Genomic DNA, 24,963 nt, shown 5'->3' with positions numbered 1-24,963 from the left:
ACTAATCAATTGGATTTGCATTGATCCGCCCGACAGCATAGACTCGCCTTCGAGGAAAGGATTGCCCAGACCGCCTCTCGGGGCGCCGGCATCCCCGGTTCCGAAGGGACCGATCGCGGCTGAGAAAAGCCGCTGATTGGCCAAGGCCAAACGCTATGACGGCAATGGAGTTCCTGCCGGTTCTGTTCATGGTTACCGGGATAGTCCTGGTGGCGACGGCGACGCTTTTCGTCTCCTCGCTGCTGCGTCCGTCCAATCCCTATCCCGAAAAGAACGCCCCTTATGAGTGCGGTATGGAAGCGGCGGGCGAGGCCGCGGGCGGCCGCTTTCGGGTTCCTTTCTTTATCCTCGCCATCCTCCTCGTGGTCTTCGATGTCGAAGCGATGTTCCTCTTTCCCTGGGCGGTCGTCCTGAAGGAGATCGGCATCGTCGGCTATATCGAGATGTTCGTCTTCATGCTGCTGCTGCTTGTGGGCTTCGCCTATGCCTGGCTGAAGGGGGCGCTGGAATGGCAGGAATGAACGACGCGATCCGCGACAGCGTACTGTTTACCACGGCCGACAGCATCATCGGTTGGAGCCGGAGGTCGGCCTTGTGGCCCGAAACCTTCGGCATTGCCTGCTGCGCCATCGAAATGATCTCGGCCGGCTGCGCGCGCTACGACCTCGACCGGTTCGGCGTGGTGTTCCGGCCTTCTCCGCGGCAATCCGACGTGATGATCATCGCCGGCACGGTCACGCGGAAATTCGCGCCCGTCGTGCGGCGGCTTTACGATCAGATGCCGGAACCGCGCTGGGTGATTGCGATGGGGACCTGCGCGATTTCGGGCGGGGTCTACAACACCTATGCCGTGGTGCAGGGATCGGAAACCTTCGTCCCCGTCGACGTGCATGTGCCGGGCTGTCCGCCGAGGCCGGAGGCGCTGATGCACGGCTTTCTCCTGCTTCAGGAGAAGATCAGGAGGTCCCGCGCCCTCACCGGGTCGCCCCTGGGACGGGTTGTAGCATCATGACCGGGGAGCGGCGTGTCGATCTCGAGGCGATCATCGGGAGCTTCGCGGGAGCAGTCGAGAATCTCGGCGCCGCGCATGGTATCTGCGCCTTTGCCGTCCAACCGGAGCAGATCGTCGACTTCTGTCAATTCCTGAAAGAACACCCGGCGCTTGAGTTCGATTTCCTCTCCGACATATGCGGCGTCGATCACTACCCCGAAACGCCGCGTTTCGAGACGGTTTACCACCTCTATTCGCTGAAGAACAAATGGCGCGTGCGCATCAAGTGCCGGCTCGGCGATCCACCGCATGTTCCCTCTGTTGCAGGAGTCTGGCGCACCGCCAACTGGCATGAACGCGAGGCCTGGGACATGTACGGCATCCGTTTCGAGGGGCATCCCGATCTGCGCCGCATCTATATGTGGGAAGGCTTCGAGGGCTTTCCGCAGCGCAAGGATTTTCCCTTGAGGGGCTACAAGGACAAACTGAACCCCTTCGGTGCCGAGGGGCCGCCGCCGACGCAGCCGGACCTCGCCACCAGAGATATACCGCAAGGAGGCCGTCAGACGCCGGAGAGTTGAGATGACCGAAGTCACCGAGCTCATGAGGCCGGAAGGCGAAGCGCTCAATACCAAGGAAGTGCTTCTCAATCTCGGTCCGCAACACCCGAGCACCCACGGGGTTCTGCGGCTTGTGCTCCAACTCGACGGCGAATATGTCGAACGCGTCGACCCGCATATCGGCTATCTGCACCGCGGCACCGAAAAACTGGCGGAGAGCTTCACCTATACCCAGATCTTCCCGCTGACCGACCGGCTCGACTATCTCTGTCCGCCTTCGAACAACCTGGCCTTCGCGCTCGCCGTGGAGAAGCTGCTCGGCATAGAGGCCCCGATCCGGGCGCAATATATCCGCGTGATGATGGCCGAACTTGCACGAATTTCCGGCCATCTCCTGATCACCGGCGCGCTGCCGATGGACCTGGGCGCCATGACGGCGCTGCTTTACGCCATGCGCGAGCGCGAAATGATCATGGACTTATTGGAGATGATCACCGGTGCGCGCATGCACACGTCCTACTGCCGCGTCGGCGGAGTACGCGAGGACCTTCCCGACGGGTTCCTTCCGAAGATCCGGGAGTTTTGCGAGATCTTCCCGAACAGGATCCGCGACTATGAGCGCCTGATAGAGAACAATCGGGTGTTTCTCAGCCGCACGCAGGGGATAGGCGTGATCTCCGCAAAGGACGCGATCGACCTCGGCTTGAGCGGGCCGAACCTGCGTGCCTCTGGCGTCGACTGGGATATCCGGCGCGACGAACCCTATGAAATCTACGATCGGCTCGATTTCAACGTCATCACGCGCGCGGAGGGCGATTGCTATGCGCGCTGGCTTTGCCGCGTCGACGAGATGCGCGAGAGTATCCGCCTTATCGAACAATGCATGGGGCAGATGCCGGAGGGGCCGTTCCAGGTCGATATCCCGACGATCGCCTTCCCTGTCGACAAAGAGCGCGTGCATTGCTCGATGGAGGCCCTGATCCAGCATTTCGATCTCTCCGCCTATGGCTTCGACGTACCGAAAGGCGAGGTCTATGCGGCCATCGAGGCGCCTAAAGGAGAACTCGGCTTCTACATCATCAGCGACGGATCGCCGAAGCCGTTCCGCATGAAGGTGAGGGCGCCTTCCTTCGTCAATCTTCAGGCGCTCTTCGGCGTCACCAACGCACGCTACCTCGCCGACATGATCGCCGTGCTCGGCAGTCTCGACCCGGTGATGGCGGAGGTGGACAAGTAGCAGGGAGGATCGGACGCGATGACCATGCGCGAAGAGATCGAGGCGGCGGCGGCGCGATACCCCGAACGGCGGTCGGCGATCATGCCCGCGCTCATGATCGCGCAGAAGGAGCATGGTCATCTGCCCGGGCCGGTGCTCGAAGACGTCGCCGAGATCCTCGGCGTCGAACGCGTCTGGGTCTATGAACTGGCGACCTTCTACACGCTCTTCCATACCGAGCCGATCGGCAGGTTCCACCTGCAACTCTGTGACAATGTCTCCTGCATGCTGTGCGGATCCGAGGCGCTGCTGAAGCATCTGGAAACAACACTGGGGATCAGGAAGGGCGAAACCACCCCGGACGGTGCGTTCACGCTTTCGACCGTCGAATGTCTCGGGGCCTGCGAAATGGCTCCGGTGATGCAGGTCGGCGACGATTACCACGGCAACCTTGATACCGCGCGGCTCGATGCGCTGCTGGAGAGCTTCCGCGCGGCTGAGCGGGCGGCGAACATCGAGCGCGCTGCTGCGCCGGCGCCAGGGGAGTAAGCCATGTTCGAGCCGGTCCTGCTCAGGAATGTCGATGTGCCGGACGGTCATCTGCTGTCGACCTATGAGGCCGGCGGCGGCTACCGGGCGCTCCGGAAGGCGCTCGGCGAATACACGCCCGAGGAGATCGTCGACCTCGTCAAGGAATCCAACCTGCGCGGCCGCGGGGGTGCCGGGTTCCCGACGGGTATGAAGTGGAGCTTCGTGCCGAAAGCGGCCGGCAAGCCGAAATATCTCTGCTGTAACGCCGATGAAGGGGAACCCGGCACCTTCAAGGACCGCATCATCATGGAGCGCGACCCGCATCAGCTCATTGAGGGGCTGGCGGTCAGCGCCTATGCAATCGGGGCCGAGACGGCTTACGTCTACATTCGCGGAGAATATGTGACGGCTATTCGCCGTATGGAACAGGCGATCGCCGAGGCACATGAAAACGGCTATCTGGGCACCGGCATTCTCGGCTCGAACTTCAATTTCATGGTCTACATCCATCGCGGTGCCGGCGCCTATATCTGCGGCGAGGAGACCGCAATGCTCGAGTCACTCGAGGGCAAGCGGGCGCAGCCGCGACTGAAGCCGCCGTTTCCTGCCGTGGCCGGGCTCTACGCCAGCCCCACCGTCATCAACAATGTCGAGACGCTTGCCTGCGTGCCGCATATCGTGATGCGCGGACCGGGGTGGTTTCGCGGCATAGGGCCGGACAGGAGCCCCGGCCCGAAGCTCTACTGCCTCAGCGGTCAGGTTCGCAAACCCGGCCTCTACGAGCTGCCGATGGGCATATCGCTGCATGAACTCGTCGAGGAGCACGCCGGCGGACCCCTGCCGGGGCGAAAGGTCAAGGCGGTGATTCCCGGTGGGGTATCGGCACCGGTTATCCCGGCGAGCGAGCTCGAGGTGGGCATGGATTTCGACTCGCTTGCTGCCGCCGGCTCGATGCTCGGCTCGGCAGGCGTGGTCGTGATCGACGACTCCACCTGCATGGTCAAGCTCGCCACGCGGATCATCGAGTTCTTCCACCATGAGTCCTGCGGCAAGTGCACGCCATGCCGGGAAGGTTTGGACTGGGCCGTGAAAGTTCTGCGCCGCATCGAGGCAGGCGAGGGTGAAACCGGCGACCTGGAGCAGTTGGAGATGCTCTGCAAGGGTATTTTCGGCAACACGTTTTGTGCCCTGGGCGACGGTGCGGCCATGGGCTTGCGGGCCGCGCTCAAGCATTTCCGCGAGGAATTCGTCGTCCATATCGAAGAGCGGAGGTGCCCTTTCCACTGAAACGGGCACCCGGCCGGTCCGGGAGGAAGTATGGTCAAGGTCACGATCGACGAACAAATGCTGGAGGTCGAGGCTGGCTCCACGGTGCTAGCGGCCGCCGAGCGTCTGGGCATCGACATTCCCACCTTCTGCTATTGGAAGCGCCTGCCGCCACTCGCCTCGTGCCGCATGTGTCTGGTGGAGATCGAGGGACTGCGGCGGCTGCAGCCGGCCTGCGCGACCGTGGCATCGGACGGCATGGTGGTTCGGACAAATACGCCGCTGATCGAGGAAACGCGCTCGTCGATGCTCGACATGCTGCTCGCCAATCACCCGCTCGATTGCCCGATCTGCGACAAGGGAGGCGAGTGCGAACTTCAGGACATGGTCATGGCGTATGGGCCCGGCGAAAGCCGGTTTCGCGACCCAAAACGCGTGTTCCATTCGAAGGACATCCGTCTGAGCCCGGTCATCATCATGAATGTCAACCGGTGCATCCAATGCCAGCGCTGCGTGCGCATGTGCGAGGAGGTCGTGGGCGCGGTGGCGCTAGGCACGGTGGAAAAGGGCATGGACACCGCCGTCACCGGCTTCGAGGGGAGTCTTGCGAGCTGCGACCAGTGCGGCAATTGCGTCGAGGTCTGCCCGGTCGGCGCGCTGATGAGTTTCCCCTATCGCTACCGGGCACGGCCCTGGGATCTCGCCGAGACCGACACGATCTGCCCGCATTGCGGCACCGGATGCCAGCTCACCGTCGGAGCGCGCAAAGGCGAGTTCATGCGGGTCCGCTCTGACTGGGAACATGGCGTCAATCGCGAAACGCTCTGCGTGCGCGGCCGCTTCGGCCTCGACTTCATCGAAAGCCGGGATCGCATCAAGCGGCCGATGATCCGCCGCGACGGCGCGCTGACGGCGGTGTCATGGGAGGAGGCGGGCGATTTTGTCCGCCAGCGCATCGGTGTAATGGAGGGCAAGGCCGCCGGCGGGCTCATCTCGCCGCGTCTGCCGAACGAGGTGCTCTACCAGTTCCAGAAACTGATGCGGACAGTGTTCCGCACCAATAACGTCGACTGCTCGTCGCGTTGGTCCACACCCCTCGACATCCTGGCGCCGCTGGTGGCAAGCTTTTACAGCCGCGGCCCTCTCGAACAGGTGATCGGCAAGGACTGCGTGCTCATCATCGGCGGCAACGTGACCGAGGAGAACCCGGTCACCGAATACCTCCTGCGCGATGCCGCGCGCCGGCAGCATACCCGCTTGCTCATGCTTTCGGCGCGGCCATCGCGGCTCGATGCCGATGCGGCGGCGGTCCTTCGCGCCCATCCCGGCGGCGAGGCTCGGAGCCTTGCCGCGGTCGTGGCTGCTCTCGTGGCCGTGACCGATCAGGGCTTGCCGGGCGATATCCTTGCGATGACCAGCGGGACGATCACCGGGTCCGACGCCAATGACGCGTTGGACCGTCTGGTATCAACGCTCAAGGAAGGTCGGAGCGTCACCCTCCTGGTAAGCGTCGATCTGCTGAGATCACCGCTGGCACGGGAGACGCTGCAGCAGCTGGGCAATCTTCTCCAACTCCTGCGCCTGCTCGGCAAGGAACCCTCTCTGCAGTTTCTCTTCGATCGTGCCAATCAGATGGGCGCCTGGGACATGGGTGTTCTGCCCGGAGTTTTGCCGGGCCTTGGCCCTGTCGCCGATGAGGCGACGCGCACGGAGTTCGCACGGAGCTGGGGCGCGGAGATACCCCGCGAACCGGGCGCCGGTTTCGATGCGATGCTGGAACTCTGCGTAAACGGGCGGATGGGCGTCCTCTATGTGGTCGGAAGCGACCCGCTGATGTCCTATCCCGACCGGGAGTTCGTCGAGCGCGCACTCGGTACCGCCAATCTTCTGATCGTGCAGGACGCGTTTCTGACCGATACGGCGGGACTGGCCGACGTCGTGCTGCCCGCAGCCGGTTACGGCGAAGAATCCGGGACCTTCACCAACAATGAAGGCCGGACCCAGGCGCTTCGAAAATTCCGCGAACCGGCATTTGACGCCAGCAGCAATCTGGCGATCTTCGACTTTATCGCGGCGCTTCGGGAGCAGCCGCTGCAGCCATCGACCGAGACCGCCATCTTCGACGAGATGACCCGGTTGGTTCCCGCCTATGAAGGCTTGACGCGGGAAGGGCTTGGTGCCGACGGTGCCTTCACCACGTCAGCCCCGCAGCCATGGGCAAGCGGGTTCTTCGCTCCTCCGTCTGCTCCTGGGGTGACGGACGTGCTCCAGCTGATCACCGGCAACTGCCTGTTCCACAATGGCTATGTTACCGAGCGCTCGGAAACCCTGAATTCGGTTGCAGACGACCCGTTTATCGAAATGAGCGCTCAGGATGCCGCGCGACTCGGCCTTTCGGACGGGGATCAGATGCTCGTGCGGTCCGCCCGGGGCGAGCTGACGGCGAAGCTCAAGGTCAACAGGCGCTTTCCGGACGGGCTCGCGTTCGTTCCCGAAAACTACCGCGCCCTGCGGCTCAACAGTCTGATGCGGCGGGGAGAGTATCCATGTCCGGTGGAGATCCGCGCCTGCGCGAGGCGCGCAGAATCCGCTCTGGAGGAAGACCGGGTCTGATTGCATCCGGATCTGCGGGGCAGAGGGGGTATTTGCTGCAGCCTTGCTGTTGATCGGATCAACTCTAAGGCAATCTGCGGCAGGCGTTGTCGTCAGCGATAGTTGGCTCCGCAAATGTAGTCGTGCATGTCCCGCTCCGCTTGCAATGCCTCTTCGAGCCGGTGTTTGACCACGTCGCCGATGCTGACCACGCCGACGGCATCGTTGCCGTCCATGACCAGCACATGGCGCGTGCGCCGCTCGGTCATGATCGACATCACGAAGGGCAGGAAATCCTCCGTCGAGCAGGTCGCGACAGTGCGGTTCATGATTTCTCCCACCCGCATCAGCGGTGCTTCGGTGCCGTACTCGGCCACGGCATGGCAGCAGTCCCGCTCCGAGAGCGTGCCCAGGCATTCTCCTGGCGAACGGCCGACGACGACGAAGCCGATATTCCTGTCGCGAAACAGCCGCAATACTTCGACCATCGTGTGGTCCGGCGTGACCGAGACGATTTCGGGAGACTTGCTTCCCAGGATTTGGCAGATGTGCATCTGAGCCTCCAGTCCCTGCTTCGACGCGACCCCGGCGCGCCTTCACTTTCGTCGAATATTCCGCCACCAATTGTACCCGCGCCGCTCGCTGGCCTGGACCAGAACATCCCGTTCGGTGTTCAGGCGCGCAGCGACGACACCGCCGCCGGTCATCGCCTTGCCCGGCTTGGCGAGCAGATCGTCACGGCCGATCACCAAGTCGCGCGAGGAGAAACTCGAAAATTCATATTGTTGGCCAAGAGCGATCGCATCCGCCGGGCAGGCGTCCTCGCAGAGCCCACAGAAGAGACAGCGGGCCGTGTCGATCTCGAATTTGGCCGGGCGCCGGTTGCCCTTTTCATCCTCGTAGGGGACCACTTCGATGCAGTCGCAAGGACAGATCCGCGCGCAGAGCTCGCAGGCGACGCATTTGATCTCTCCCTCGGCGTCACGTTTGAGGAAATGGTGCCCGCGATAACGCGAATAGGGCAGCCACTTCTCCTTGTCCGGATATTGCATGGTGACGGGTCTGGAGAACATGTAGCCGAAGGTCAAAGCCAAACCATTCGCCAGATCGGCGAAGAAGGCCCAGCCGATCCATCTTCCAGCTTTGTTCAGTGCGTGCGACATGGCCGCCTCGCTGCGGCTCCTGAGAGTCGTCTTGCATGTCCGTCCCCGAAGCTTCCGGGCGGCATGCATCAAGAGAAAACAACACCGCTGATGATTATGTTCGCCAAAGACAGGGGAAGCAAGACCTTCCAGCCGATCGCCATCAGTTGGTCATAACGGTAGCGGGGGAAGGTGAAGCGGAACCACATGAACAAATAGACGAAGAAGGCAACCTTCAGCAAAAACCAGAGGAGCGGCGGCAGCGGGATGAGCACGCCGTTCCACCCGCCGAAGAACAGGATCACGGTAAGGACCGACACCAGCACCATCACGACATATTCGCTGACCATGAACAAGGCGAAGCGGATGCCGCTATATTCGGTGTGGAAGCCGGCTCCCAGATCGCCTTCGGCTTCCGCGAGGTCGAAAGGAATTCGCTGCGCTTCTGCAAGTCCTGCGACGAAGAACACGAAAAATCCGATCGGCTGATAAACGATATTCCAGACGTCGGTTTGCGCCCGCACGATGTCGAGCAGGCTCATGGATTGCGCCAGCATGACGACGCCGATGACCGCGAAACCCATCGGAATTTCGTAGCTGATCATTTGCGCACAGGTCCGCAGAGAACCAAGCACGGCATATTTGCTGTTGGCCGCCCAGCCGCCGAAGATGACGCCATAGACCTCCAGCCCGATCACCGCGAAGACGAAAAGCAGCGCTACGTTCAGGTTTGAAATGTAGAGCGTGATCTCGTTGCCGAGGACCGAAACGGTTTCGCCGAAGGGGACGGCGGCAAACACCACGAAGGGCGGGGCAAGCGCCAGGATCGGAGCCAGTTTGAACAGGAAGCGGTCGGCTTCGGCCGGAATATGATCCTCTTTGGTCAGGAGCTTGATCCCGTCCGCGACCGGCTGCAGCAATCCGTGCCAGCCCACGCGCATCGGTCCCATCCTCTGCTGCATGTGCCCGGCGATCTTGCGTTCCAACCAAGTCAGCGGCAGGGGCAGCAACAGCAGGATCGCGATCAGCAAGGCGACCTTGAAGACTATCACGCCGAGGGCGATGATAAGTTCCATGACTTTGCGTCCGTTGCCCAGCCCCGCGCGTGCTGTCGGACGCGCAAAGCACGATGTGGCACCTTGGATCGCTGCATGACATCATCCTTGGCGGCCAGGTCCCTAAGGCAGCATGCAGCAGCGCGCGCTTTGCGCACCTGTCACCCTCACGGTACAGCCGTCACGCTCCACTTGCAATGAGGCGGCAGGAACCGGCGCCGACATCATCTGCGCGGCCGTTTGCTTCCTTGTTCACTCCCATTCTCCTACAATCACTTCCAGACACAGAGGAGTCCTGCCATGAGCGAAGGTGCCTTCAATATGTCGATCCGCAAGTTCCTGAAGGAAGTCGGAGTCACGTCGCAGCGAGAGATCGAGGAGACGGTGCGCAAGGGGCAGATCGCAGGCAAGACGTTGAAAGTCCGCATGACGCTGACGGCGGAAGGCACCGGCCTCAATCATGTAGTGGCGGGTGAGATCGAGCTGCCATAACTCGAAAACGGGAAGCCCGGCGTCCCCGCCACTTTCCTGGAAGGCTAGCTCGCCGCCCGGAATGGCTTTGCCAGCGACGCCGGGAAATGCAGCGTCAGCAATTGGCGATTTTGCGAGATGATCACGAGAACTATGATAGTCGCGAGGTATGGAAGCGCCGAGAGCAGCTCCGAAGGGACCGCGATGCCGAGGGCCTGGCCCTGCAGCTGCAGGATCGTCATGCCGCCGAACAGCCAGGCGCCGATCAGGACGCGCAGCGGCCGCCATGTCGCAAAGACGACCAGTGCCAGCGAGATCCAGCCTTTGCCGGCCGTCATGTTTTCCACCCAGAGCGGCGTGTAGGCGACCGAGAGATATGCCCCGGCAAGGCCAGCCATCAGACCACCGAACAGCACCGCCAGATATCTGATCCTGATGACCGGATAGCCGATCGCGTGCGACGTTTCGGGCGACTCGCCGATGGTGCGCAAGATGAGGCCGCCCTTGGTACGGTAAAGGAACCAGGTGATGAGGCCGAACATCGCGATTGCCAGATAGACCATCGGATCGAAGCGGAAGAACATCGGCCCGATCACCGGGATATCGGAGAGAAAGGGGATATGGACGCGCTTCAGCGCATCGATCGGCGCGCTGCCGAAACCGCGCCCGAGAAAGGCCGAAACCCCCGACCCGAATATGGCGAGCGCCAGGCCGGCAGCATATTGGTTGGTCAGAAACGTCAGCGCCAGCACCCCGAAGATAAGCGAGGTGGCGGCACCGGCGAGTGCCCCGGCTGCGATGGCTACGGGCATCGGCAGGCCGGCGATCACCGCCCAGAAGGCGAAGGCCGCCCCCATCAGCATCATGCCCTCGAGGCCCAGGTTGAGCACGCCGGACTTCTCGACGACGAGCTCGCCAAGGGCTGCGAATATCAGTGGCGTCGCCGCGATAATGGTACCGGTGAAAATGGCAATGAAAAGATCCATCAGGCGTGCTCCGGAAGGCGAAGACGGTAGTAGATGAAGAAATCGGCGGCCAGCAGGAAGAACAGGAGGATGCCCTGGAAGATGCGGGTGAGCGCCGCCGGCAGGCCGAGGGTCATCTGGACGGTCTCGCCGCCGAGGAAGAGGAGCGACATCAGCAGTCCCCCGAGCACGATGCCGAAGGCGTTCAGCCGTCCGATGAAGGCGACGATGATGGCGGCAAAGCCGTAACCGGGCGAGATCTGGGGCGACAATTGTCCGAGCGGACCGGCCACTTCCGCCATACCGGCGATGCCTGCCGCCGCGCCGCCCGCAAGCAGCCCTGTCCAGACTGCGGAGGATTCGCGAAAGCCCGCATAGCGTGCCGCTAGGGGGGCGGCGCCGCTCACCGACATCTTGTAGCCGAGGAAGCTGTGATCGGTGAAGAGCCACATCATGACGACCGCCACGACCGTGATGAAGATCGACGGATTGAGCCGGTAGGCATAATCGAAAGGTTCGAACATCGCCGCCGCCGGCAGGAGCGCCGTTTGCGGATAGTTGAACCCGGCCGGATCGCGCCACGGGCCGTGGACCAGAAAGGACAGCAACAGCGTCGCGATATAGGTCAGCATGAGCGTGACGAGGATCTCGTTGGTGTTCATGCGGGCTCTGAGAAATGCCGGGATCGCGGCCCATGCCATGCCGGCGCCTGCGCCTGCGAGAAACATCAGGGGAATGAGGAGCGGGCTCTCGGGATCGGGGTAGAAGAGGCCCACGCCACAGGCTGCGACAGCGCCGATAATGAGTTGCCCCTCGGCGCCGATGTTCCAGATGTTGGCACGGAATCCGACGGCCAGTCCGCAGGCGATCAGGATCAGAGGCGAGGCCTTGAGCAGCCACTCCGAAAGGCCGTTGATGGAATTGATGGGCGCGACGAAGAAGGCGTACAGCGTCGCCAGCGGATCATAGCCGAGGGCGGCAAACAGTACGGACCCCGCAAGGAAGGTCAGCACCGTGGCGATCACCGGAGCGGCGATCCGCATCTGCGCGGATGGTTCCTGCCTTTGTTCAATCCTCAAGGGCAACTTCGGTTCTCCTCGTTTCGCCATGTCCGACCCGGGTCATCAAGAGGCCGATCTCTTCGCGATTGGTTTGCTTTCTGATCAGTGGCGGCGAAACGCGGCCGTTGGAAATGACCAGCAACCGGTCGCAGATCTCGAACAGCTCATCGAGCTCTTCCGATACGACCAGCACCGCTGCGCCGGCGCGGCTGAGATCGACGAGCGTCTGGCGGATGAAGGCGGCTGCACCGACATCCACGCCCCAGGTCGGCTGGGACACGAGAAGAATCTTCGGTTCCAGGGTGAGCTCGCGCCCGACGATGAATTTCTGCAGGTTGCCGCCGGAGAGGCTCTGCGCGCTCGCTTGCGGTCCATTCGCCTTTACCTTGAAGCGCTCGATAACGCGCCTCGCGAAATCGCCGGCCCTCCTGCGGTCGACAAGGGCGTTGCGTACGAGGCCAGCCCGGTGGGCCGTCAGCACGGCGTTCTCCCACAGGGCGTGGGGCGGCACCGCGCCACGGCCGAGGCGTTCCTCCGGGACGAAGGCCATGCCGAGCTTGCGTCGTTCGCCGGCGCTGAGATGGCCGGACGGTCTGCCGCCGATGAGGATCGTCTCCGCACGCGGATGGGTCCGCTCGCCGCTCAACAGCGCGATCAGCTCAGCCTGGCCGTTGCCCGACACACCGGCCAGTCCGACGATCTCGCCTCCATGCACTTCGAGGGATACATCCGTCAGCTCGGTGCCGTACTTGTCCCGGGCGGGAGCGGATAGCCCGCGGACTTCCAGCAGCGGCTTGGCGCTGGGGGCTGAAGGGCTCACATGCATTTGCGGAAGCTGCGAGCCGACCATCATCCGGGCGAGCTCCAGCGACGTCGATTCCTTGGGTTTTGCCGTGCCGGTCACCTTGCCGTTGCGCAGCACCGTGGCGGTGTCGCAAAGTTCCTGCACTTCATCGAGCTTGTGGCTGATATAGACGATGCTGCAGCCTTCGCTTGCCAGTTGGCGAAGCGTTTCGAAGAGCTTCACCACGGCTTGCGGCGTAAGCACCGAGGTCGGTTCGTCCAGGATCAGAAGCTTGGGTGACTGCAACAGGCAACGTACGATCTCCACGCGTTGCCGCTCGCCGACGGAGAGATCGTGCACCCTGCGGTGCGGATCGATGGGCATGCCGTAGCGCGCCGACAAGGCCTTGATCTCAGCCGCGAGCCGGTCGAGATCGAAAGTGCCTTTGACCGCCAGGGCGATATTCTCGACCACCGAGACCGATTCGAAGAGCGCGAAATGCTGGTAGACCATTTCGATCCCGAGCGAGCGCGAGATTGCGGGATTGTGCGCTTCGATCCGTCTGCCGTCGCAATAGATTTCACCCGAGTCGGCTTGAGCTGCGCCATAGATGATCTTCATCAGCGTCGATTTGCCGGCGCCGTTCTCTCCGAGGACGGCGTGTATCTCTCCGGGCAGGATGGACAGCGAGACGGCGTCGTTCGCGACGGTGCCGGGATAGCTCTTGGTAATGCTGCGCAATTCGAGGCGGGGGATCATGGCCGCTCCTGCCGTGGTTGTGCGTTGGCAACGACGTGTCCGCGACGCGGATTCCGCCGCGGTCACGCCGATTTCAGGACGCGGCTCAGCTGAGCTTGCCGATCATCCCCCTGACGAACCAGTTCATCCCTCGGATGTCGCTATCCGAAAGAACCGACCCGGCAGCGACCTTGACGTTGCCGTCCTGGTCCTTAAGCTCGCCGGCATAGGGATGGATCTTGCCCGCTGCGATATCGGCTTCGAGCTGCTTCAATTTGGCCTGGATGTCGGCAGGGATCGCCTCGTTATAGGGGGCCATCTTGACGACGCCGGCGGAAAGCCCGTCCCACCGCGCCTCAGCCTTCCAGCTGCCTTCCGCTACGCCCCTTGCGGCGCGCAGATACTCACTTGACCAGTCGAGGGTAAAGGCCGTGAGTTGCTTGCCGGAGCCGAACTTGGCCATGTCGCTGGCGTAGCCGATCGACCAGGCGCCGCCTTCACCGGCCACCTGTACGCCGGTTGCCGTATCGGTCATCGAACAGATCACGTCGCAACCTTGCGACAGGAGCGTGTTGGCTGCTTCCTTCTCCTTGCCCGGATCGAACCAGGAGTTGAGGAAGATGGCGTTGCAGGTGACCTCCGGATTGACGCTCTGCGCGCCGAGAAGAAGCGCGTTTGCCGGCCCGACAATGTCGGGGATCGGGAACCCGCCGATGAAGCCGATCTTGCCGGACTTGCTCATATGCCCGCCGGCCGCGCCCGCGACGAAGGTGCCCTCGTAATATTTGGCCTCGAAGGTGCCGAGGTTCGCGCGGTGCACGATGCCCGAACAGTGCTCGAACGCCGTCTTGGGGAAGCGCGGCGCCACCTTCTGCATGGGCGTGCCGTGCGAGAAGCTGGTCCCGAAAATCAGCTGATTTCCGGAGGCGGCGAGCTCGCGGAACACGCGTTCGGCATCCTGGGGCATGAAGATGTTGTCAATGACCGTTATGGCGACCTTGTCGCCGAATTCCTCCCTGATCGCGTCGACGCCCAGGCTGTGCTGTTTGGTCCAGCCTATCTCGGCGATCGGCGAGACGTAGACGACGCCGATCTTTAACGGCTCCTCTGCGCTCGCGAAGCTGGCAAGGCTTCCGGTTCCGAGTGCCACACCGGTCGCGCCGGAATATCGAAGGAATTGTCGTCTGGTCAGGTTGAACATGGCAGTAACCCCTTTGTCGGTTCGTGTCGTTTCTCCGGCTTGTGGCCGCCGGATCTATTTCGTGGCGTGGACGTGGCGGCTCGCGCCGGCCCCGCCGCTTTCTCCCGCTTTCTTGCGTGGCGCCGCCTTGGACGCCTCATCGGCTTTGCCGTCGAGATAGGGCTGAAGCGCCTCCCGCGGCGTCAGCTCCGGAAAGACCTGCCGATCCATGATATAGCCGCGCACGACGCTGCGGTGATGGGTGTCGATCAACTCCATGACAGGCTTCAGCCGACCCTTTTCGAGCAGGTCGATCACGCGCTGGTGGTCGTCCAGCAGATTGCAATAGTCGAAATCGGCGGAGATCAACGAGCGCAGGAGCGTGGTGCGCCGCACGAGCTGCGCGTGAATTTCCTGCATGACCTTGTTACGGCTGAGGCGGACGAAGAGAGTGTGAAACTCCTGGCCGAGAACGTCGGCAAGCGCGTCGTTGCCGGATGCGACGGCCTGGCGCTGCCGCTCGACGTGCTGGCGCAACTCGGCGAAGCCGGCGGGCCCCAGGCGGTCGCAGAGCTGGGCGGCGACGCCCTGTTCCACGAGCGTCAGCGCGTCGTAGATCTCCATCGCTTCTTGCATGCTCGGGCGTGCGACGAAGGCGCCGCGATTGCGTTCGATCTGCGCGAGCCCGTCGTCGGCAAGCCTGATCAGTGCCTGGCGGATGACGATGCGGCTGACCTCGAAGATTTCGGCCAGTTCGCGCTCACCGAGCTTGCATCCGGGTACGAGCCGGTGATCGATGATCGCCCGGGTCAGGATGTCGGCAATCGCCTGCGAACGGCTGCTCATGACAGGTCTCTCCATCTCCCGCAGAAAAATCTGCGGGACGGTCGCACCGGAGCATTGCACGGCCGCATATCCGGCGTTACGAATTCCATATCGGTATTCAATCAAATCAAGCTGTCAATCAAAAAACGCATTTTGCCATGCAATTTCTTGTTGATTGGTATCCAATCTTGTGGTTCCAATGAGTCCATCACGGAGCTAGGTTCATAGGGAAGTGCTAGCCAGGGAGGATGCGATGAGCAGAACTGCCCTTTGTAGCGATCGAGTTCTTCTTAGTGACTGCGATGTCGCCGCGGACCTGACGTCGTCGGCCGCGCCCCTTCACCCGCGCCTGATCGCTGTTGACCTCGCCACCCAGTGCCGTGGGCGGCTATCGCCGGCAGGTGGTTCGCAGCGGTAGCGGCGAGCCGGTGAATTCCGACAGCCGTTACGGTTTCCAACCGCTTCATGACCAGACGCCATTCACGGAGATGAACGCATGAGCCCGACCAAATGCCAGGACCAGGTGGTTCTCGATCTGTGGCACCCGCTGGCGGCGGTGGACGAGGTGCCGGCGGGGACGGTTCAGGACACGGTGCTGCTCGAGGAGCGCATCAGCTTTGTTTCGGATGGCGAAGGCAGGGCGGCCGTCTGGCGTTCGCGCCCGGAGCTCCCTGCCGGCAGTCCGGCCGATATCGGTACGCTCGGCGGCTGTCTACCGATCAAACTTGCCTATGGCTATATCTGGACCTCGCTGGGGACGCCGCCCGCCGAGCTGTTTCCCATTCCCGAATATGCGGAGGCCGATCGGCGCAGGCTCAATGCCGCCACCATCGGAGTCAATGTTTCGGCACCCCGCGCTATCGAGAATTTCCTCGACATGGGCCACTTTCCTTATGTCCATACCGATATTCTGGGAGCAGAACCCCATACACGAGGTCAAGGAATACGACGTCGAGCTTTCGGTCGAGCGCGACGAGATCGTCGCCACGCGCTGTCGCTTCTTCCAACCGATGGCCTCGACCGCTTCGACCGGGGGCGCCGATGTCGAATATATCTATCGGGTGCCGCATCCCTATTGTTCGGTGCTGTACAAATCCAGCCCCATCGACGAGAGCCGCCTCGACGTCATTGCCGTTTTCCTTCAGCCGGTCGATCAGGAGCATGTCCGCGCGCATATGATGCTCTGTGTCCTCGACGAAGAGAACGAAGACAAGGTGATCAAGCGCTTCCAGCAAACGATTTTCGGCCAGGACAAGCCGATCCTGGAGAACCAGTTTCCGAAGCGTTTGCCGCTCGACCCGCGGGCCGAGACGCCGATCCGCGCCGACAAGTCGGCGATCGCCTACCGCCGTTGGCTCAGCCAGAAGGGCGTGACCTACGGGGTCATCCCGGCCGCCACCTGACGTTTCAGAATTCTGGAGAGAACGATGCTCGATACCGCCAAGACCAGATGGCATCCCGTTGCCGCGTCCTATGATCTGCCGTTCCGCCACGTCTTCCACGCCCAGTTGCTCGGCCGCGAGTTCGCCGTCTGGCGTGCCGACGACGGCTACGTCAATATCTGGGAGAACCGATGCCTGCACCGCGGCGTCCGCCTCTCGATCGGCATCAACGATGGACGCGAGTTGAAGTGTCAGTATCACGGCTGGCGGTATTCCAACCGCACCGCCGGCTGTACCTATATTCCGGCACATCCGGCCGACGCGCCGGCCCGCACCATTACCAACCGTACCTTTGCGGGCGTCGAGCGCTATGGCCTCGTCTGGTCGGCGGAGGAGCCTCAAGGGGACGTGCCGGACGTTGCGGGCCTCGCCGAAGGCGATCTTCTCACCCTTCGCGGCATTCCGGTCAATGCGCCGGCCGATGTCGTGGTGGCGGCGCTGACGGGCTATCGCTTTCAGCCGAACGGCTGCCTCGAAGGCACAGCGGCAGATATGTCGCTTAAGGCGAGCGACGGCTTCTCGGTGGCGCTCACGGCCCGCGAAGACGGCACCGAGACGCTGGCCGTCTTCTTCGTCCAGCCGGTCGACTCCAACCGTTCGGTTATCCGCGGCGTACTCGACGGCTCGCCGCGCGGCGCCAAACGGATCCCCGTTCTGCGCCATCACAACGAGCGGCTTTCGAAGCTGCGTGAGATCGTCGAGCGCGAGGCGGCTGCCGCACCGCAGCCGGCGCCGCTCGAGCCGGTGATCGAGCGCGTCTCGCCGGAACTTGCAGAGATGCCGGAACTGACCGCTCACGGCCGCAAGGCGACGGTCCGTGTAACGGTCGCGCGGAAGTGGATGGCTGCCGAGGGCATCGCGGCGTTCGAGCTTCGCCCGGTCAAGGGCCTGCTGCCGACTTTCCAGCCCGGCGCCCATATCGACGTTCACTTGCCGAATGGCCTCATCCGGCAATATTCGATCACCAATGGCCCGGGCGAAAGCGACAGCTACGTCATCGGCGTCAAGCTGGAGCGGGATTCGAAGGGCGGCTCGCTCTGCATGCACGAGACGCTTCGCGAGGGCGACGTCCTGGCGATTTCGGAGCCGCGCAACAATTTCCCGCTGCGCCGCGATGCCGAGAAGACGATTTTCGTCGCCGGCGGCATCGGCGTCACGCCGCTGATTGCCATGGCACAGGCCCTTAAGAACCAGAACCTGGACTTCGCCTTCCACTACTTCGCCCAGAACCAGGAACAGCTCGCCTTTCCGGAAAAGACCGCTCTCCTCGGCGAGGCGCTGAAGCCTCACCTCGGACTCCGTCCGGACGCGACTGCCGCCGAGCTCAAGGGCGTTCTTTCCGGGTATCGGCCCGGCATGCACCTCTATCTCTGCGGTCCGGGGCCAATGCTCGAGGCGGCGCGCCGGATCGCGGCGGATCGCGGCTGGCCGGAAACGGCGGTGCATTTCGAATATTTCAAGAACACTAACACGATCGACGACAGTTCGAGCTTCGAGGTGGCGCTTGCGCGCTCCTGCGTGACGTTGAAGGTCCCCGCCGGCAGGACCATCCTGGAGGTGATGCGCGAAGCCGGCATCGACATGCCGTCATCCTGCGAGCAGGGCGCCTGCGGCACCTGTCTTGCGACCGTGATCGAGGGTGAGCCCGATCACCAGGACGTCTACCTCAACGATGCCGAGCGCAGGTCCGGCACCAAGATCATGACCTGCGTGTCGCGCGCCAAATCCGCGCGCCTCGTCCTCGATCTCTAGGAGCTGCCGGATGATTACCCTCTACGATTACGAACTCTCGGGCAATTGCTACAAGCTCAGACTTCTGATGAGCATGCTCGCCATCGAGTACAAGACGGTACCGGTCGACTTCTATCCCGGCCGCGAACACAAGTCGGATTGGTTCCTGAAGCTCAATCCGCTTGGACAGCTGCCGGTGATCGAGGATGACGGACTGGTGCTGCGCGACGCGCAGGCGATCCTCGTCTATCTCGCCTCCAAATATGATCCCTCCGGCACCTGGTACCCGCGCAACGATCCGGCGCTTCTCGGCGAGATCGGCCAGTGGCTCGCCTTTGCGGACGGCATCACCGGCACGGCTTCAGCCGCGCGTCTCCATGACGGCCTGTTCTACGATCTGGACGTCGAGGCGGCTCGGGCCGGCGCTCACAGGCTGTTTCGCATCCTCGACGAGCATCTCTGGTTCGGCGAGCAGGAAGGGCGTGACTGGATATGCTCGGCGCCGCACGCGACCGTGGCCGATATCGCCTGTTTCCCCTACATCATGCTTTCGGAAGAGGGGGGCATTCCCCGGCAGGATTATCCGGCAATCCGTCGTTGGTGCGATCGCCTCAAGCGGATCAAGGGCTTCACGGTCATGTCGGGTGTGTTCCCGGCCGGGCCGGCGCGTGCCGCCTAGGGGGCAAGCGACCGGATCACAGCAGTCGGCACTCTTACGGCGCTCTTCTTGGCGGAGTGGGAACTCAGGGCCAGGAGGCTACGGCAGAACTGCCCCGATCGCCTCGGCCAGACGGTCGACATTCTCGATCCGACAAGTCTCGCCCATCAGTCCGATGCGCCAGATACGGCCGGCGAGCGGCCCGAGTCCTCCGCCGATCTCTATCCCGAACTCGTCAAGCAGGCGTCTGCGCGCGGGCGCGTCCTCCACGTCTTCCGGGAGCCAAACCGTATTCAGCTGCGGCAGCCGGTGCTCCTTGTCGACGACGAAGCCGATGCCCAGCCCTTCTAACCGTTCGACCAGCCGATCATGGGCGGAGCGGTGGCGCGCCCAGGCGGTCTCCAAGCCTTCGCCAAGCAGGCGGGTAAGGCTTTCGTGCAGGCCGTAAAGCGCATTGACCGGTGCGGTGTGGTGGTAGGAGCGGGCACCTTCCCCCTCCCAGTACCCCAGCATAAGACCGAGATCGAGGAACCAGCTCTGGATCGGCGCCTTGCGCGCCTTGACTGCCGCGACGGCGCGATCGGAAAAGGTGATCGGCGCAAGGCCTGGCGGCGCGGACAGACATTTCTGCGTGCCGGCATAGACGGCGTCCGCCTGCCATTCGTCGACCGACACCGGAATTCCGCCGAGGCCCGTCACGGTATCCACGACCGACAGCAACCCCGCTTCGCGCGCCAGGGCGCACAGCGCGGCCGCATCCGACCGTACGCCGGTCGAAGTCTCCGCGTGCACGAAAGCGAGCAGCTTGGCCTGCGGTGCCTCCAGGATCGACGCGCGAACCGCCTCGGGATCAATAGGTTCGCCCCATTCGACGGAAACCAGCCGTACCTCCGCGCCCGCGCGCCGGGCAATTTCGGCCATGCGTCCGCCGAACACGCCGTTTTGCGCGATGATGGCGGTGTCGCCTGGCTCGAGCAGCGTCACCAACGCCATCTCCATGGCGAGCGAGGCGGGGGCCGATAGGGGGAAAGTCACACGGTTATCTGTTCGGAACGCGAGGCGGAGTTGGTCCTTGATGCGGTCCATCAATCCGACGAAGCTGGGGTCCAGATGACCGATCGTCGGTCGCGCCTGTGCCGCGAGCACTTCCGGCGCGACGTTGGACGGACCGGGGCCCATCAGGAGGCGGGGCGGCGGCGAAAAAGCATTCATTCGAGCATTCCTCTGCCGGCGGTCCCCGGCGCGTTTGTTTCCGGGAGCACGATGCAGGCACAGGCGGCGATAAGTAAAGTTTAGTTTACTTAGGAGTTCGGTAATAATAATTTACCTACGCAATGCAGGTGCACCTCTTGTGGCCGCCTGCGTTGTGTCCGACTTGGCGGCCCGGGCGCGGGCGCTGCGGCAGTGGTTGGGACGCGGCGTCCGGCGCATCGATCTCGCCGCCCTCGAGAAAATGCTCCACCTGTGATCCACATCCCGCGATCACTGCCAACCCGGCAGCCTTGCCGCGAGCAAGCCATTGCCCGCAAACCTGCGAAGGTGCGCACTTTTAAGCAGCGTCGATATCCGTTTTTGAGAAATCGTCGCCTTTGAACAGAAGGGGAAGGCGATATTCCTTGGCGCAGGCATAGGAGAAGCAGTCACCAAAATTCAGCCGCGCCGGGTGCCCGACAAAACGGCCATAGTTGCGAGCCGCTTCGATTGCATTGCGGTGTAGGGAGCCGCTCACGGACACTTCGCGCGCGCCGATCGTCTCCAGGAACTTCGCTACGTCCTCTTGCACCTCATCGATCAACTCCGGCGGAGTAGGGACCTGATCGCCGAACTGCGAGATCGAGACTATACGGGCTAAACTGATCACGGCCTCGAACATTGAGAGCGGCGAGTAGATCTTAAGACCTTCCGACATCTCAATCTTGGCGAGGTAACCTGCATCCTCTTCACCAGCCAAGATGGCGACGATCGCCGACGCATCCAAGAACATTAGATCTCCCACATTTCGTCAGTAAATTTTTTCATGTCGAAGTCCGGCTTGTTTGGTCCCATCTTGGCTCGAACACTGTTCTGAATCTTTTCGACTCGCTCTTTTAGCGGCACAGCTTGTTCCACTCGCGCCAACTCATTTTCTAGAGCGCGTCTGACCGCCTCGGTCTTCGTCGGGGCTTTGGTGACCTGCTGCACCTTCTTTGCCAGGGCATCAACATCGTCGTCGCGAATGTAGAGAGACATGACCGTTTCCTCATGTATATCCAGCATGGAATATACGGATATATTAGCTTGAATATACACCAATCGCAAGGGTCAGGGCGCATCCGCCTCTCCAGACGGCTTTCGCTCAGGGCAGAAGAGAAACGGTAGGGAGCGTCGCCCGCTCGTTTCTGCTAAGCTCGAAATCGTATGGGCTTTGACCCCCTTTGTTCACATCGTACAGCTGGCAATCTGATTTCAGATCTGGGGTTATGTTTTTCGGTCGACCCGACCTAACTCATCGTGATCTAGTGCGGAACTGTGCTTAAAGCAGGAGACGGAGAATGCCCGAGAAGCACGATCACGATCATCACGGAGAGGACCACTGGAGGAACAACGGCGTTCGCGTCATCAAGGGTGACCAACTCGACGCCAACACGGCTCAGACGCCAGGCATGTATCGGCAGGCGGCAATCAACCATGCCCGCGTCGGCGCCCAGAAGATCTGGGCCGGGACCGTTGCGATCGAGCCCAATGCCAAGACCGGGGTGCATCATCACGGGCCGCTTGAAAGCGTGATCTTCGTGCTTCGCGGCAAGGCGCGCATGCGTTGGGGCGACAGGCTCGAATATGTCGCCGAAGCCGGACCCGGTGACTTCATCTACGTGCCGCCTTTCGTGCCGCACCAGGAAATCAACGCGGATCCGGAAAATCCGCTCGAATGCGTGCTGGTCCGATCCGATAATGAGGCGGTCGTTGTGAACATTACCGATGTCGATCCGGTCGAAAAGCCAGAGGAAGTCTACTGGGTGGATCCGATCCACAAACATCCTGGCTGACCCGGCGTTCTTCCAGAGCACGAGATCTTCCGGCGGATACCGCACCTGTTCTGCGGTGTCGGCTTCAGAGGGACGGCATAGATTTGTTCGTCACATTCGAAGCCTTTCGCCTGCCGGGTCGAAGGGCGGCCGTTCCAGGATGACGGCGTCATGAGGGCGGCCGAGGATTGCGACACTCACCGTGTCACCCGGTTTCGCCGTTCCAGCCTTGATGTAACAGAGCGCCAGCGACATGCCGACGGTATAGCCGTAGGCGCCGGACGAAACATGGCCGATCGGGGTGCCGTCACGGAGAAAGATCGGCTCGCCGCCGGTGGCGTCCGCATCCGTGGCGTCGATCGATATCATGGCGAGCTTCTGCCTCGGACGCTTCCCGGCGATTTCCTGGTAGGAGGCCTTGTTCAGGAACCCGTCCTTGTCGAGCTTGATCAGCCGGTCGAGAGCGCATTCCTGCGGCCAGTATTCGGGCGAATACTCGCGGCTCCAGCTGCCATAGCCCTTTTCGATGCGCAGCGAGGCGAGTGCGCGTGAGCCGACCGGGCCCGCGCCGAGATCCGCACCGGCCTTCAGCAAGGCATCGTAAAGCGCGAGCTGCCGGTCGGCGTCGCAGTAGAGTTCCCAGCCGAGATCGCCGGTGAAGGAGACGCGCAGTGCGACGACCTCGACGCCGGCGACGCGCATCCTGCGCGACCGCATGAAGGGGAAGCTCTCGTTGGAGAGGTCGTCGTTCGTCAGGCGCATCAGCAACTCGCGCGATTTCGGCCCGGCGATGTTGAAGGCGCAAAGGCGCTCCGTCATCGAGGTAAGGGTCGTGCCCTCGGGCAGCGGAACCGCATTGAAGAAGCGCTGATGGTAGCGTTCCGCCATGCCGGAGCCGAAGATCATGAAGTCGTCGTCGCCGAGCTTCGTCACGGTGAAATCGCCCGCAATGCCTCCCCGCTTTCCGATGAGAGGCGTCAGGCACGAGCGGCCGACCGTCGTGGGCATGCGATTGGCGAAAAGCGCGTTCAGCCAGTCCGAGGCACCCGGTCCCTTCACCGCGTATTTCGCAAAGTTGGAAATGTCGATGATGCCGGCGCTTTCGCGCAGCATTCGGGCCTCGCGGCCGACGGGCGCCCACCAGTTCTGGCGGGTAAAGCCGGTCGTCTCTTCCTTCGGCTCGCCATCGGCGGAAAACCAGAGGGGATGTTCCCAGCCGAAATTCAGGCCGAAGACGGCGCCCATCGCCTTCTGCTTCTCATAGGCCGGCCGGGTGCGTACCGGGCGTCCGGCCGCCCGCTCCTCATTGGGGAAGTGGATCTTGAAGCGGTGGCTGTACTGGTCCTGCACGCGCGCCTTGGTGAAGGCCTTGTTCGCCCAGTGGCCGAAGCGCGCCATGTCCCAGCCGAACATGTCGAGCGACGGTTCGCCCTCGATCATCCATTCCGCCGCAAGCTTGCCCATGCCGCCCGACTGCGAGAAGCCGGGGATGATGCCGTTGCAGCAGAAGTAGTTCGTCATTTCCGGCACGGGGCCGAAGAGGACCGCGCTATCGGGCGACCAGATCATCGGCCCGTTGATGACGCGCTTGATGCCCGCCGTTCCGACCACCGGCACGCGGTCGATCGCGCGCATCATGTTTTCCTCGATCCGTTCGAGGTCGTCGGGGAAGAGTTCGTGACCGAAGCCGAGCGGCGTGCCCTCCTCGGCCCAGAAGCGCATGTCGCGCTCATAGGCACCGATCAGCAGGCCCAGGCCCTCCTGCCGGAGGTAATATTCGCCGTCGCGGTCCGCGACGGAGGGAAGCCGCCGGTCGAGTGCCGCAATCTCCGCTATGGTCTCGGTCACGAAATACTGGTGTTCCGTCGGCATCAGCGGAAGTTCGAGCCCCGCCATGGCCGCGACTTCGCGGCCCCAGAGCCCGGCGGCGTTGACCACCCACCGGGTGCGGATGTCGCCCTTCGGCGTGCGCACGATCCAGCTGCCGTCCGCTTGCGCCTCCGTACCGGTGACGGGCGTGAAGCGGTGGATTTCGGCGCCACGCTTGCGCGCGCCTGCGGCATAGGCCATCGTCACGCCGGAGGGGTCGACATTGCCGCCCTCCGGCTCGTACATGATGCAGCGGATGCCGTCGAAGTTGACGAGCGGATGCAGCCGCTCCGCTTCGTCACGGCCGATCTCGTAGAAGTTCATCTTGTAGCGGCGCGCCTTGGCCTCCTGGAGCCGGAGCTGGTGCTCGCGCGCCTCGGTCTGCGCAAGATAGAGCGAACCCGGTTGGAAGATGCCGCAGCCTTGCCCGGTCTCGACCTCCAGCTCCTTGTAGAGCGCCATCGTATAATGCTGAAGCAGACTGATGTTCGTGGAGTCGTGCAGGCCGTGGATGTTGGCGGCCGCATGCCAGGTCGATCCCGATGTCAGTTCGCTGCGCTCGAGAAGCACGACGTCGGACCAGCCGAGCTTGGTGAGATGGTAGAGAATGGAGCAGCCGATGAGACCGCCGCCGATGACGACCGCTTGAGCGTGGGAGCGCATGAAAATCCAGCCTTGAAACGATGACCTCTGCCGCCGGCAAATCTCTGCCGTCGCGGCTTCAGTTTAGGGACGAGCCGTTTTTTGCAAAGCGGCCCAGAGCGGGAAATCGGCCCCTATTGTCATCGAATGGACAAATAAAACGAGGTCATTGATCTCGCAATTTTCGTTTGTTGCCGGATAGGCTCGGGCTAGTCTGAGATCGGCCCTTTCCGGTATCG

The 24,963-nt window shown here is 62.6% G+C and carries 23 protein-coding genes and 1 pseudogene; 12 read left to right on the top strand and 12 right to left on the bottom strand.

The annotated features are described in order from the left end of the window. The first annotated feature begins 155 nt into the window (after window positions 1–155). From AC5J09_RS02760 to nuoG, 7 genes are read left to right on the top strand one after another with little or no spacing between them, the layout of a single operon-like run. Window positions 156–521 (top strand): NADH-quinone oxidoreductase subunit A, encoded by a 366-nt coding sequence (locus AC5J09_RS02760; protein WP_026168746.1) that lies wholly within the window; start codon window positions 156–158, stop codon window positions 519–521. Continuing rightward, window positions 509–1,012 carry a NuoB/complex I 20 kDa subunit family protein gene (locus tag AC5J09_RS02755; RefSeq protein ID WP_100673259.1) on the top strand — a complete coding sequence of 168 codons (504 nt, stop codon included), beginning with the start codon at window positions 509–511 and terminating at the stop codon, window positions 1,010–1,012. The genes AC5J09_RS02760 and AC5J09_RS02755 overlap by 13 nt, the downstream gene beginning before the upstream one ends. Then, entirely contained in the window at window positions 1,009–1,572 is a 564-nt protein-coding gene (locus AC5J09_RS02750) for an NADH-quinone oxidoreductase subunit C (protein ID WP_494296817.1), read from the top strand. The genes AC5J09_RS02755 and AC5J09_RS02750 overlap by 4 nt, the downstream gene beginning before the upstream one ends. A gap of 1 nt (window position 1,573) precedes the next feature. Next, window positions 1,574–2,788, top strand: a complete 1,215-nt coding sequence (gene nuoD / locus AC5J09_RS02745) for an NADH dehydrogenase (quinone) subunit D (RefSeq protein WP_494296816.1) — start codon at window positions 1,574–1,576, stop codon at window positions 2,786–2,788. Between the two features lie 18 nt (window positions 2,789–2,806). After that, window positions 2,807–3,316 carry an NADH-quinone oxidoreductase subunit NuoE gene (gene nuoE, locus AC5J09_RS02740; protein ID WP_379937582.1) on the top strand — a complete coding sequence of 170 codons (510 nt, stop codon included), beginning with the start codon at window positions 2,807–2,809 and terminating at the stop codon, window positions 3,314–3,316. Window positions 3,317–3,319: 3 nt separating this feature from the next. Then, complete coding sequence (gene nuoF, locus AC5J09_RS02735; RefSeq protein WP_494296815.1) at window positions 3,320–4,585, top strand: NADH-quinone oxidoreductase subunit NuoF; 1,266 nt, start codon at window positions 3,320–3,322, stop codon at window positions 4,583–4,585. Window positions 4,586–4,615: 30 nt separating this feature from the next. After that, window positions 4,616–7,177, top strand: a complete 2,562-nt coding sequence (nuoG, locus tag AC5J09_RS02730; protein WP_494296814.1) for an NADH-quinone oxidoreductase subunit NuoG — start codon at window positions 4,616–4,618, stop codon at window positions 7,175–7,177. 92 nt (window positions 7,178–7,269) lie between these two features. Here the strand turns inward: nuoG and AC5J09_RS02725 are convergent, their stop codons facing one another. From AC5J09_RS02725 to nuoH, 3 genes are all read right to left on the bottom strand, one after another. After that, window positions 7,270–7,710, bottom strand: a complete 441-nt coding sequence (locus AC5J09_RS02725) for a CBS domain-containing protein (protein ID WP_018096349.1) — start codon at window positions 7,708–7,710, stop codon at window positions 7,270–7,272. A 42-nt stretch (window positions 7,711–7,752) separates the two neighbouring features. Beyond that, the gene (locus AC5J09_RS02720) at window positions 7,753–8,319 is read right to left on the bottom strand and encodes an NADH-quinone oxidoreductase subunit I (RefSeq protein WP_338279705.1); all 567 of its coding nucleotides are present in this window, start codon (window positions 8,317–8,319) and stop codon (window positions 7,753–7,755) included. Window positions 8,320–8,387: 68 nt separating this feature from the next. Next, window positions 8,388–9,374: an NADH-quinone oxidoreductase subunit NuoH gene (gene nuoH, locus AC5J09_RS02715; protein WP_494296813.1), complete on the bottom strand. Its 987-nt coding sequence runs from the start codon at window positions 9,372–9,374 to the stop codon at window positions 8,388–8,390. A 279-nt stretch (window positions 9,375–9,653) separates the two neighbouring features. Between nuoH and AC5J09_RS02710 the strand changes: the two genes are divergently transcribed. Then, complete coding sequence (locus tag AC5J09_RS02710; protein ID WP_411921381.1) at window positions 9,654–9,845, top strand: DUF6494 family protein; 192 nt, start codon at window positions 9,654–9,656, stop codon at window positions 9,843–9,845. 44 nt (window positions 9,846–9,889) lie between these two features. On the opposite strand, the gene AC5J09_RS02705 is transcribed toward AC5J09_RS02710, so the two are convergent. The 5 genes from AC5J09_RS02705 to AC5J09_RS02685 form a co-directional block, all read right to left on the bottom strand. Next, window positions 9,890–10,810 carry an ABC transporter permease gene (locus tag AC5J09_RS02705; protein WP_494296812.1) on the bottom strand — a complete coding sequence of 307 codons (921 nt, stop codon included), beginning with the start codon at window positions 10,808–10,810 and terminating at the stop codon, window positions 9,890–9,892. Next, the gene (locus AC5J09_RS02700; protein WP_494296811.1) at window positions 10,810–11,874 is read right to left on the bottom strand and encodes an ABC transporter permease; all 1,065 of its coding nucleotides are present in this window, start codon (window positions 11,872–11,874) and stop codon (window positions 10,810–10,812) included. The genes AC5J09_RS02705 and AC5J09_RS02700 overlap by 1 nt, the downstream gene beginning before the upstream one ends. After that, window positions 11,858–13,393, bottom strand: coding sequence for an ABC transporter ATP-binding protein (locus AC5J09_RS02695; RefSeq protein WP_324764669.1), 1,536 nt, complete (start codon window positions 13,391–13,393; stop codon window positions 11,858–11,860). The genes AC5J09_RS02700 and AC5J09_RS02695 overlap by 17 nt, the downstream gene beginning before the upstream one ends. A gap of 85 nt (window positions 13,394–13,478) precedes the next feature. Next, entirely contained in the window at window positions 13,479–14,573 is a 1,095-nt protein-coding gene (locus AC5J09_RS02690) for a BMP family ABC transporter substrate-binding protein (protein WP_494296810.1), read from the bottom strand. A 54-nt stretch (window positions 14,574–14,627) separates the two neighbouring features. Beyond that, window positions 14,628–15,398 (bottom strand): GntR family transcriptional regulator, encoded by a 771-nt coding sequence (locus AC5J09_RS02685; RefSeq protein ID WP_338279694.1) that lies wholly within the window; start codon window positions 15,396–15,398, stop codon window positions 14,628–14,630. A gap of 856 nt (window positions 15,399–16,254) precedes the next feature. On the opposite strand from AC5J09_RS02685, the pseudogene AC5J09_RS02680 reads away from it, so the two are divergent. The 3 genes and pseudogenes from AC5J09_RS02680 (at window position 16,255) to AC5J09_RS02670 (ending at window position 19,229) form a co-directional block, all read left to right on the top strand. After that, window positions 16,255–16,780: pseudogene (locus tag AC5J09_RS02680) on the top strand (hypothetical protein). A gap of 24 nt (window positions 16,781–16,804) precedes the next feature. Then, window positions 16,805–18,571: a Rieske 2Fe-2S domain-containing protein gene (locus AC5J09_RS02675; RefSeq protein ID WP_494296809.1), complete on the top strand. Its 1,767-nt coding sequence runs from the start codon at window positions 16,805–16,807 to the stop codon at window positions 18,569–18,571. A 10-nt stretch (window positions 18,572–18,581) separates the two neighbouring features. Continuing rightward, window positions 18,582–19,229: a glutathione S-transferase family protein gene (locus AC5J09_RS02670; RefSeq protein ID WP_338279689.1), complete on the top strand. Its 648-nt coding sequence runs from the start codon at window positions 18,582–18,584 to the stop codon at window positions 19,227–19,229. Between the two features lie 78 nt (window positions 19,230–19,307). On the opposite strand, the gene AC5J09_RS02665 is transcribed toward AC5J09_RS02670, so the two are convergent. The 3 genes from AC5J09_RS02665 to AC5J09_RS02655 form a co-directional block, all read right to left on the bottom strand. After that, the gene (locus AC5J09_RS02665) at window positions 19,308–20,420 is read right to left on the bottom strand and encodes a pyridoxal-phosphate-dependent aminotransferase family protein (RefSeq protein ID WP_494296808.1); all 1,113 of its coding nucleotides are present in this window, start codon (window positions 20,418–20,420) and stop codon (window positions 19,308–19,310) included. Window positions 20,421–20,757: 337 nt separating this feature from the next. Further along, window positions 20,758–21,192, bottom strand: coding sequence for a type II toxin-antitoxin system VapC family toxin (locus AC5J09_RS02660; RefSeq protein ID WP_494296807.1), 435 nt, complete (start codon window positions 21,190–21,192; stop codon window positions 20,758–20,760). Next, window positions 21,192–21,437 (bottom strand): type II toxin-antitoxin system VapB family antitoxin, encoded by a 246-nt coding sequence (locus AC5J09_RS02655; RefSeq protein ID WP_379937572.1) that lies wholly within the window; start codon window positions 21,435–21,437, stop codon window positions 21,192–21,194. The genes AC5J09_RS02660 and AC5J09_RS02655 overlap by 1 nt, the downstream gene beginning before the upstream one ends. 302 nt (window positions 21,438–21,739) lie before the next feature. On the opposite strand from AC5J09_RS02655, the gene AC5J09_RS02650 reads away from it, so the two are divergent. Beyond that, complete coding sequence (locus AC5J09_RS02650; RefSeq protein ID WP_100673276.1) at window positions 21,740–22,234, top strand: cupin domain-containing protein; 495 nt, start codon at window positions 21,740–21,742, stop codon at window positions 22,232–22,234. A 90-nt stretch (window positions 22,235–22,324) separates the two neighbouring features. Here AC5J09_RS02650 and AC5J09_RS02645 read toward each other — a convergent pair whose 3' ends face one another. Further along, window positions 22,325–24,745 carry a GcvT family protein gene (locus tag AC5J09_RS02645; RefSeq protein WP_494296806.1) on the bottom strand — a complete coding sequence of 807 codons (2,421 nt, stop codon included), beginning with the start codon at window positions 24,743–24,745 and terminating at the stop codon, window positions 22,325–22,327. Window positions 24,746–24,963: the final 218 nt, after the last annotated feature.

This window comes from Sinorhizobium sp., from assembly GCF_059070375.1.
Note: the sequence above shows the minus strand (reverse complement) of the source record. Positions and strands in the feature narration are given on the sequence as shown.

Bases quoted from the DNA above. Each gene is read 5' to 3' on its own strand.
- AC5J09_RS02650 (WP_100673276.1), top strand. From the start codon at position 21,740: ATGCCCGAGAAGCACGATCACGATCATCACGGAGAGGACCACTGGAGG.
- AC5J09_RS02670 (WP_338279689.1), top strand. From the start codon at position 18,582: ATGATTACCCTCTACGATTACGAACTCTCGGGCAATTGCTACAAGCTC.
- nuoD (WP_494296816.1), top strand. From the start codon at position 1,574: ATGACCGAAGTCACCGAGCTCATGAGGCCGGAAGGCGAAGCGCTCAAT.
- nuoE (WP_379937582.1), top strand. From the start codon at position 2,807: ATGACCATGCGCGAAGAGATCGAGGCGGCGGCGGCGCGATACCCCGAA.
- AC5J09_RS02675 (WP_494296809.1), top strand. From the start codon at position 16,805: ATGCTCGATACCGCCAAGACCAGATGGCATCCCGTTGCCGCGTCCTAT.
- AC5J09_RS02710 (WP_411921381.1), top strand. From the start codon at position 9,654: ATGAGCGAAGGTGCCTTCAATATGTCGATCCGCAAGTTCCTGAAGGAA.
- nuoH (WP_494296813.1), bottom strand. From the start codon at position 9,374: ATGGAACTTATCATCGCCCTCGGCGTGATAGTCTTCAAGGTCGCCTTG.
- AC5J09_RS02705 (WP_494296812.1), bottom strand. From the start codon at position 10,810: ATGGATCTTTTCATTGCCATTTTCACCGGTACCATTATCGCGGCGACG.
- AC5J09_RS02690 (WP_494296810.1), bottom strand. From the start codon at position 14,573: ATGTTCAACCTGACCAGACGACAATTCCTTCGATATTCCGGCGCGACC.
- AC5J09_RS02665 (WP_494296808.1), bottom strand. From the start codon at position 20,420: ATGAATGCTTTTTCGCCGCCGCCCCGCCTCCTGATGGGCCCCGGTCCG.
- nuoF (WP_494296815.1), top strand. From the start codon at position 3,320: ATGTTCGAGCCGGTCCTGCTCAGGAATGTCGATGTGCCGGACGGTCAT.
- AC5J09_RS02695 (WP_324764669.1), bottom strand. From the start codon at position 13,393: ATGATCCCCCGCCTCGAATTGCGCAGCATTACCAAGAGCTATCCCGGC.
- AC5J09_RS02660 (WP_494296807.1), bottom strand. From the start codon at position 21,192: ATGTTCTTGGATGCGTCGGCGATCGTCGCCATCTTGGCTGGTGAAGAG.
- AC5J09_RS02720 (WP_338279705.1), bottom strand. From the start codon at position 8,319: ATGTCGCACGCACTGAACAAAGCTGGAAGATGGATCGGCTGGGCCTTC.
- AC5J09_RS02645 (WP_494296806.1), bottom strand. From the start codon at position 24,745: ATGCGCTCCCACGCTCAAGCGGTCGTCATCGGCGGCGGTCTCATCGGC.
- AC5J09_RS02755 (WP_100673259.1), top strand. From the start codon at position 509: ATGGCAGGAATGAACGACGCGATCCGCGACAGCGTACTGTTTACCACG.
- AC5J09_RS02760 (WP_026168746.1), top strand. From the start codon at position 156: ATGACGGCAATGGAGTTCCTGCCGGTTCTGTTCATGGTTACCGGGATA.
- AC5J09_RS02750 (WP_494296817.1), top strand. From the start codon at position 1,009: ATGACCGGGGAGCGGCGTGTCGATCTCGAGGCGATCATCGGGAGCTTC.
- AC5J09_RS02655 (WP_379937572.1), bottom strand. From the start codon at position 21,437: ATGTCTCTCTACATTCGCGACGACGATGTTGATGCCCTGGCAAAGAAG.
- nuoG (WP_494296814.1), top strand. From the start codon at position 4,616: ATGGTCAAGGTCACGATCGACGAACAAATGCTGGAGGTCGAGGCTGGC.
- AC5J09_RS02725 (WP_018096349.1), bottom strand. From the start codon at position 7,710: ATGCACATCTGCCAAATCCTGGGAAGCAAGTCTCCCGAAATCGTCTCG.
- AC5J09_RS02685 (WP_338279694.1), bottom strand. From the start codon at position 15,398: ATGAGCAGCCGTTCGCAGGCGATTGCCGACATCCTGACCCGGGCGATC.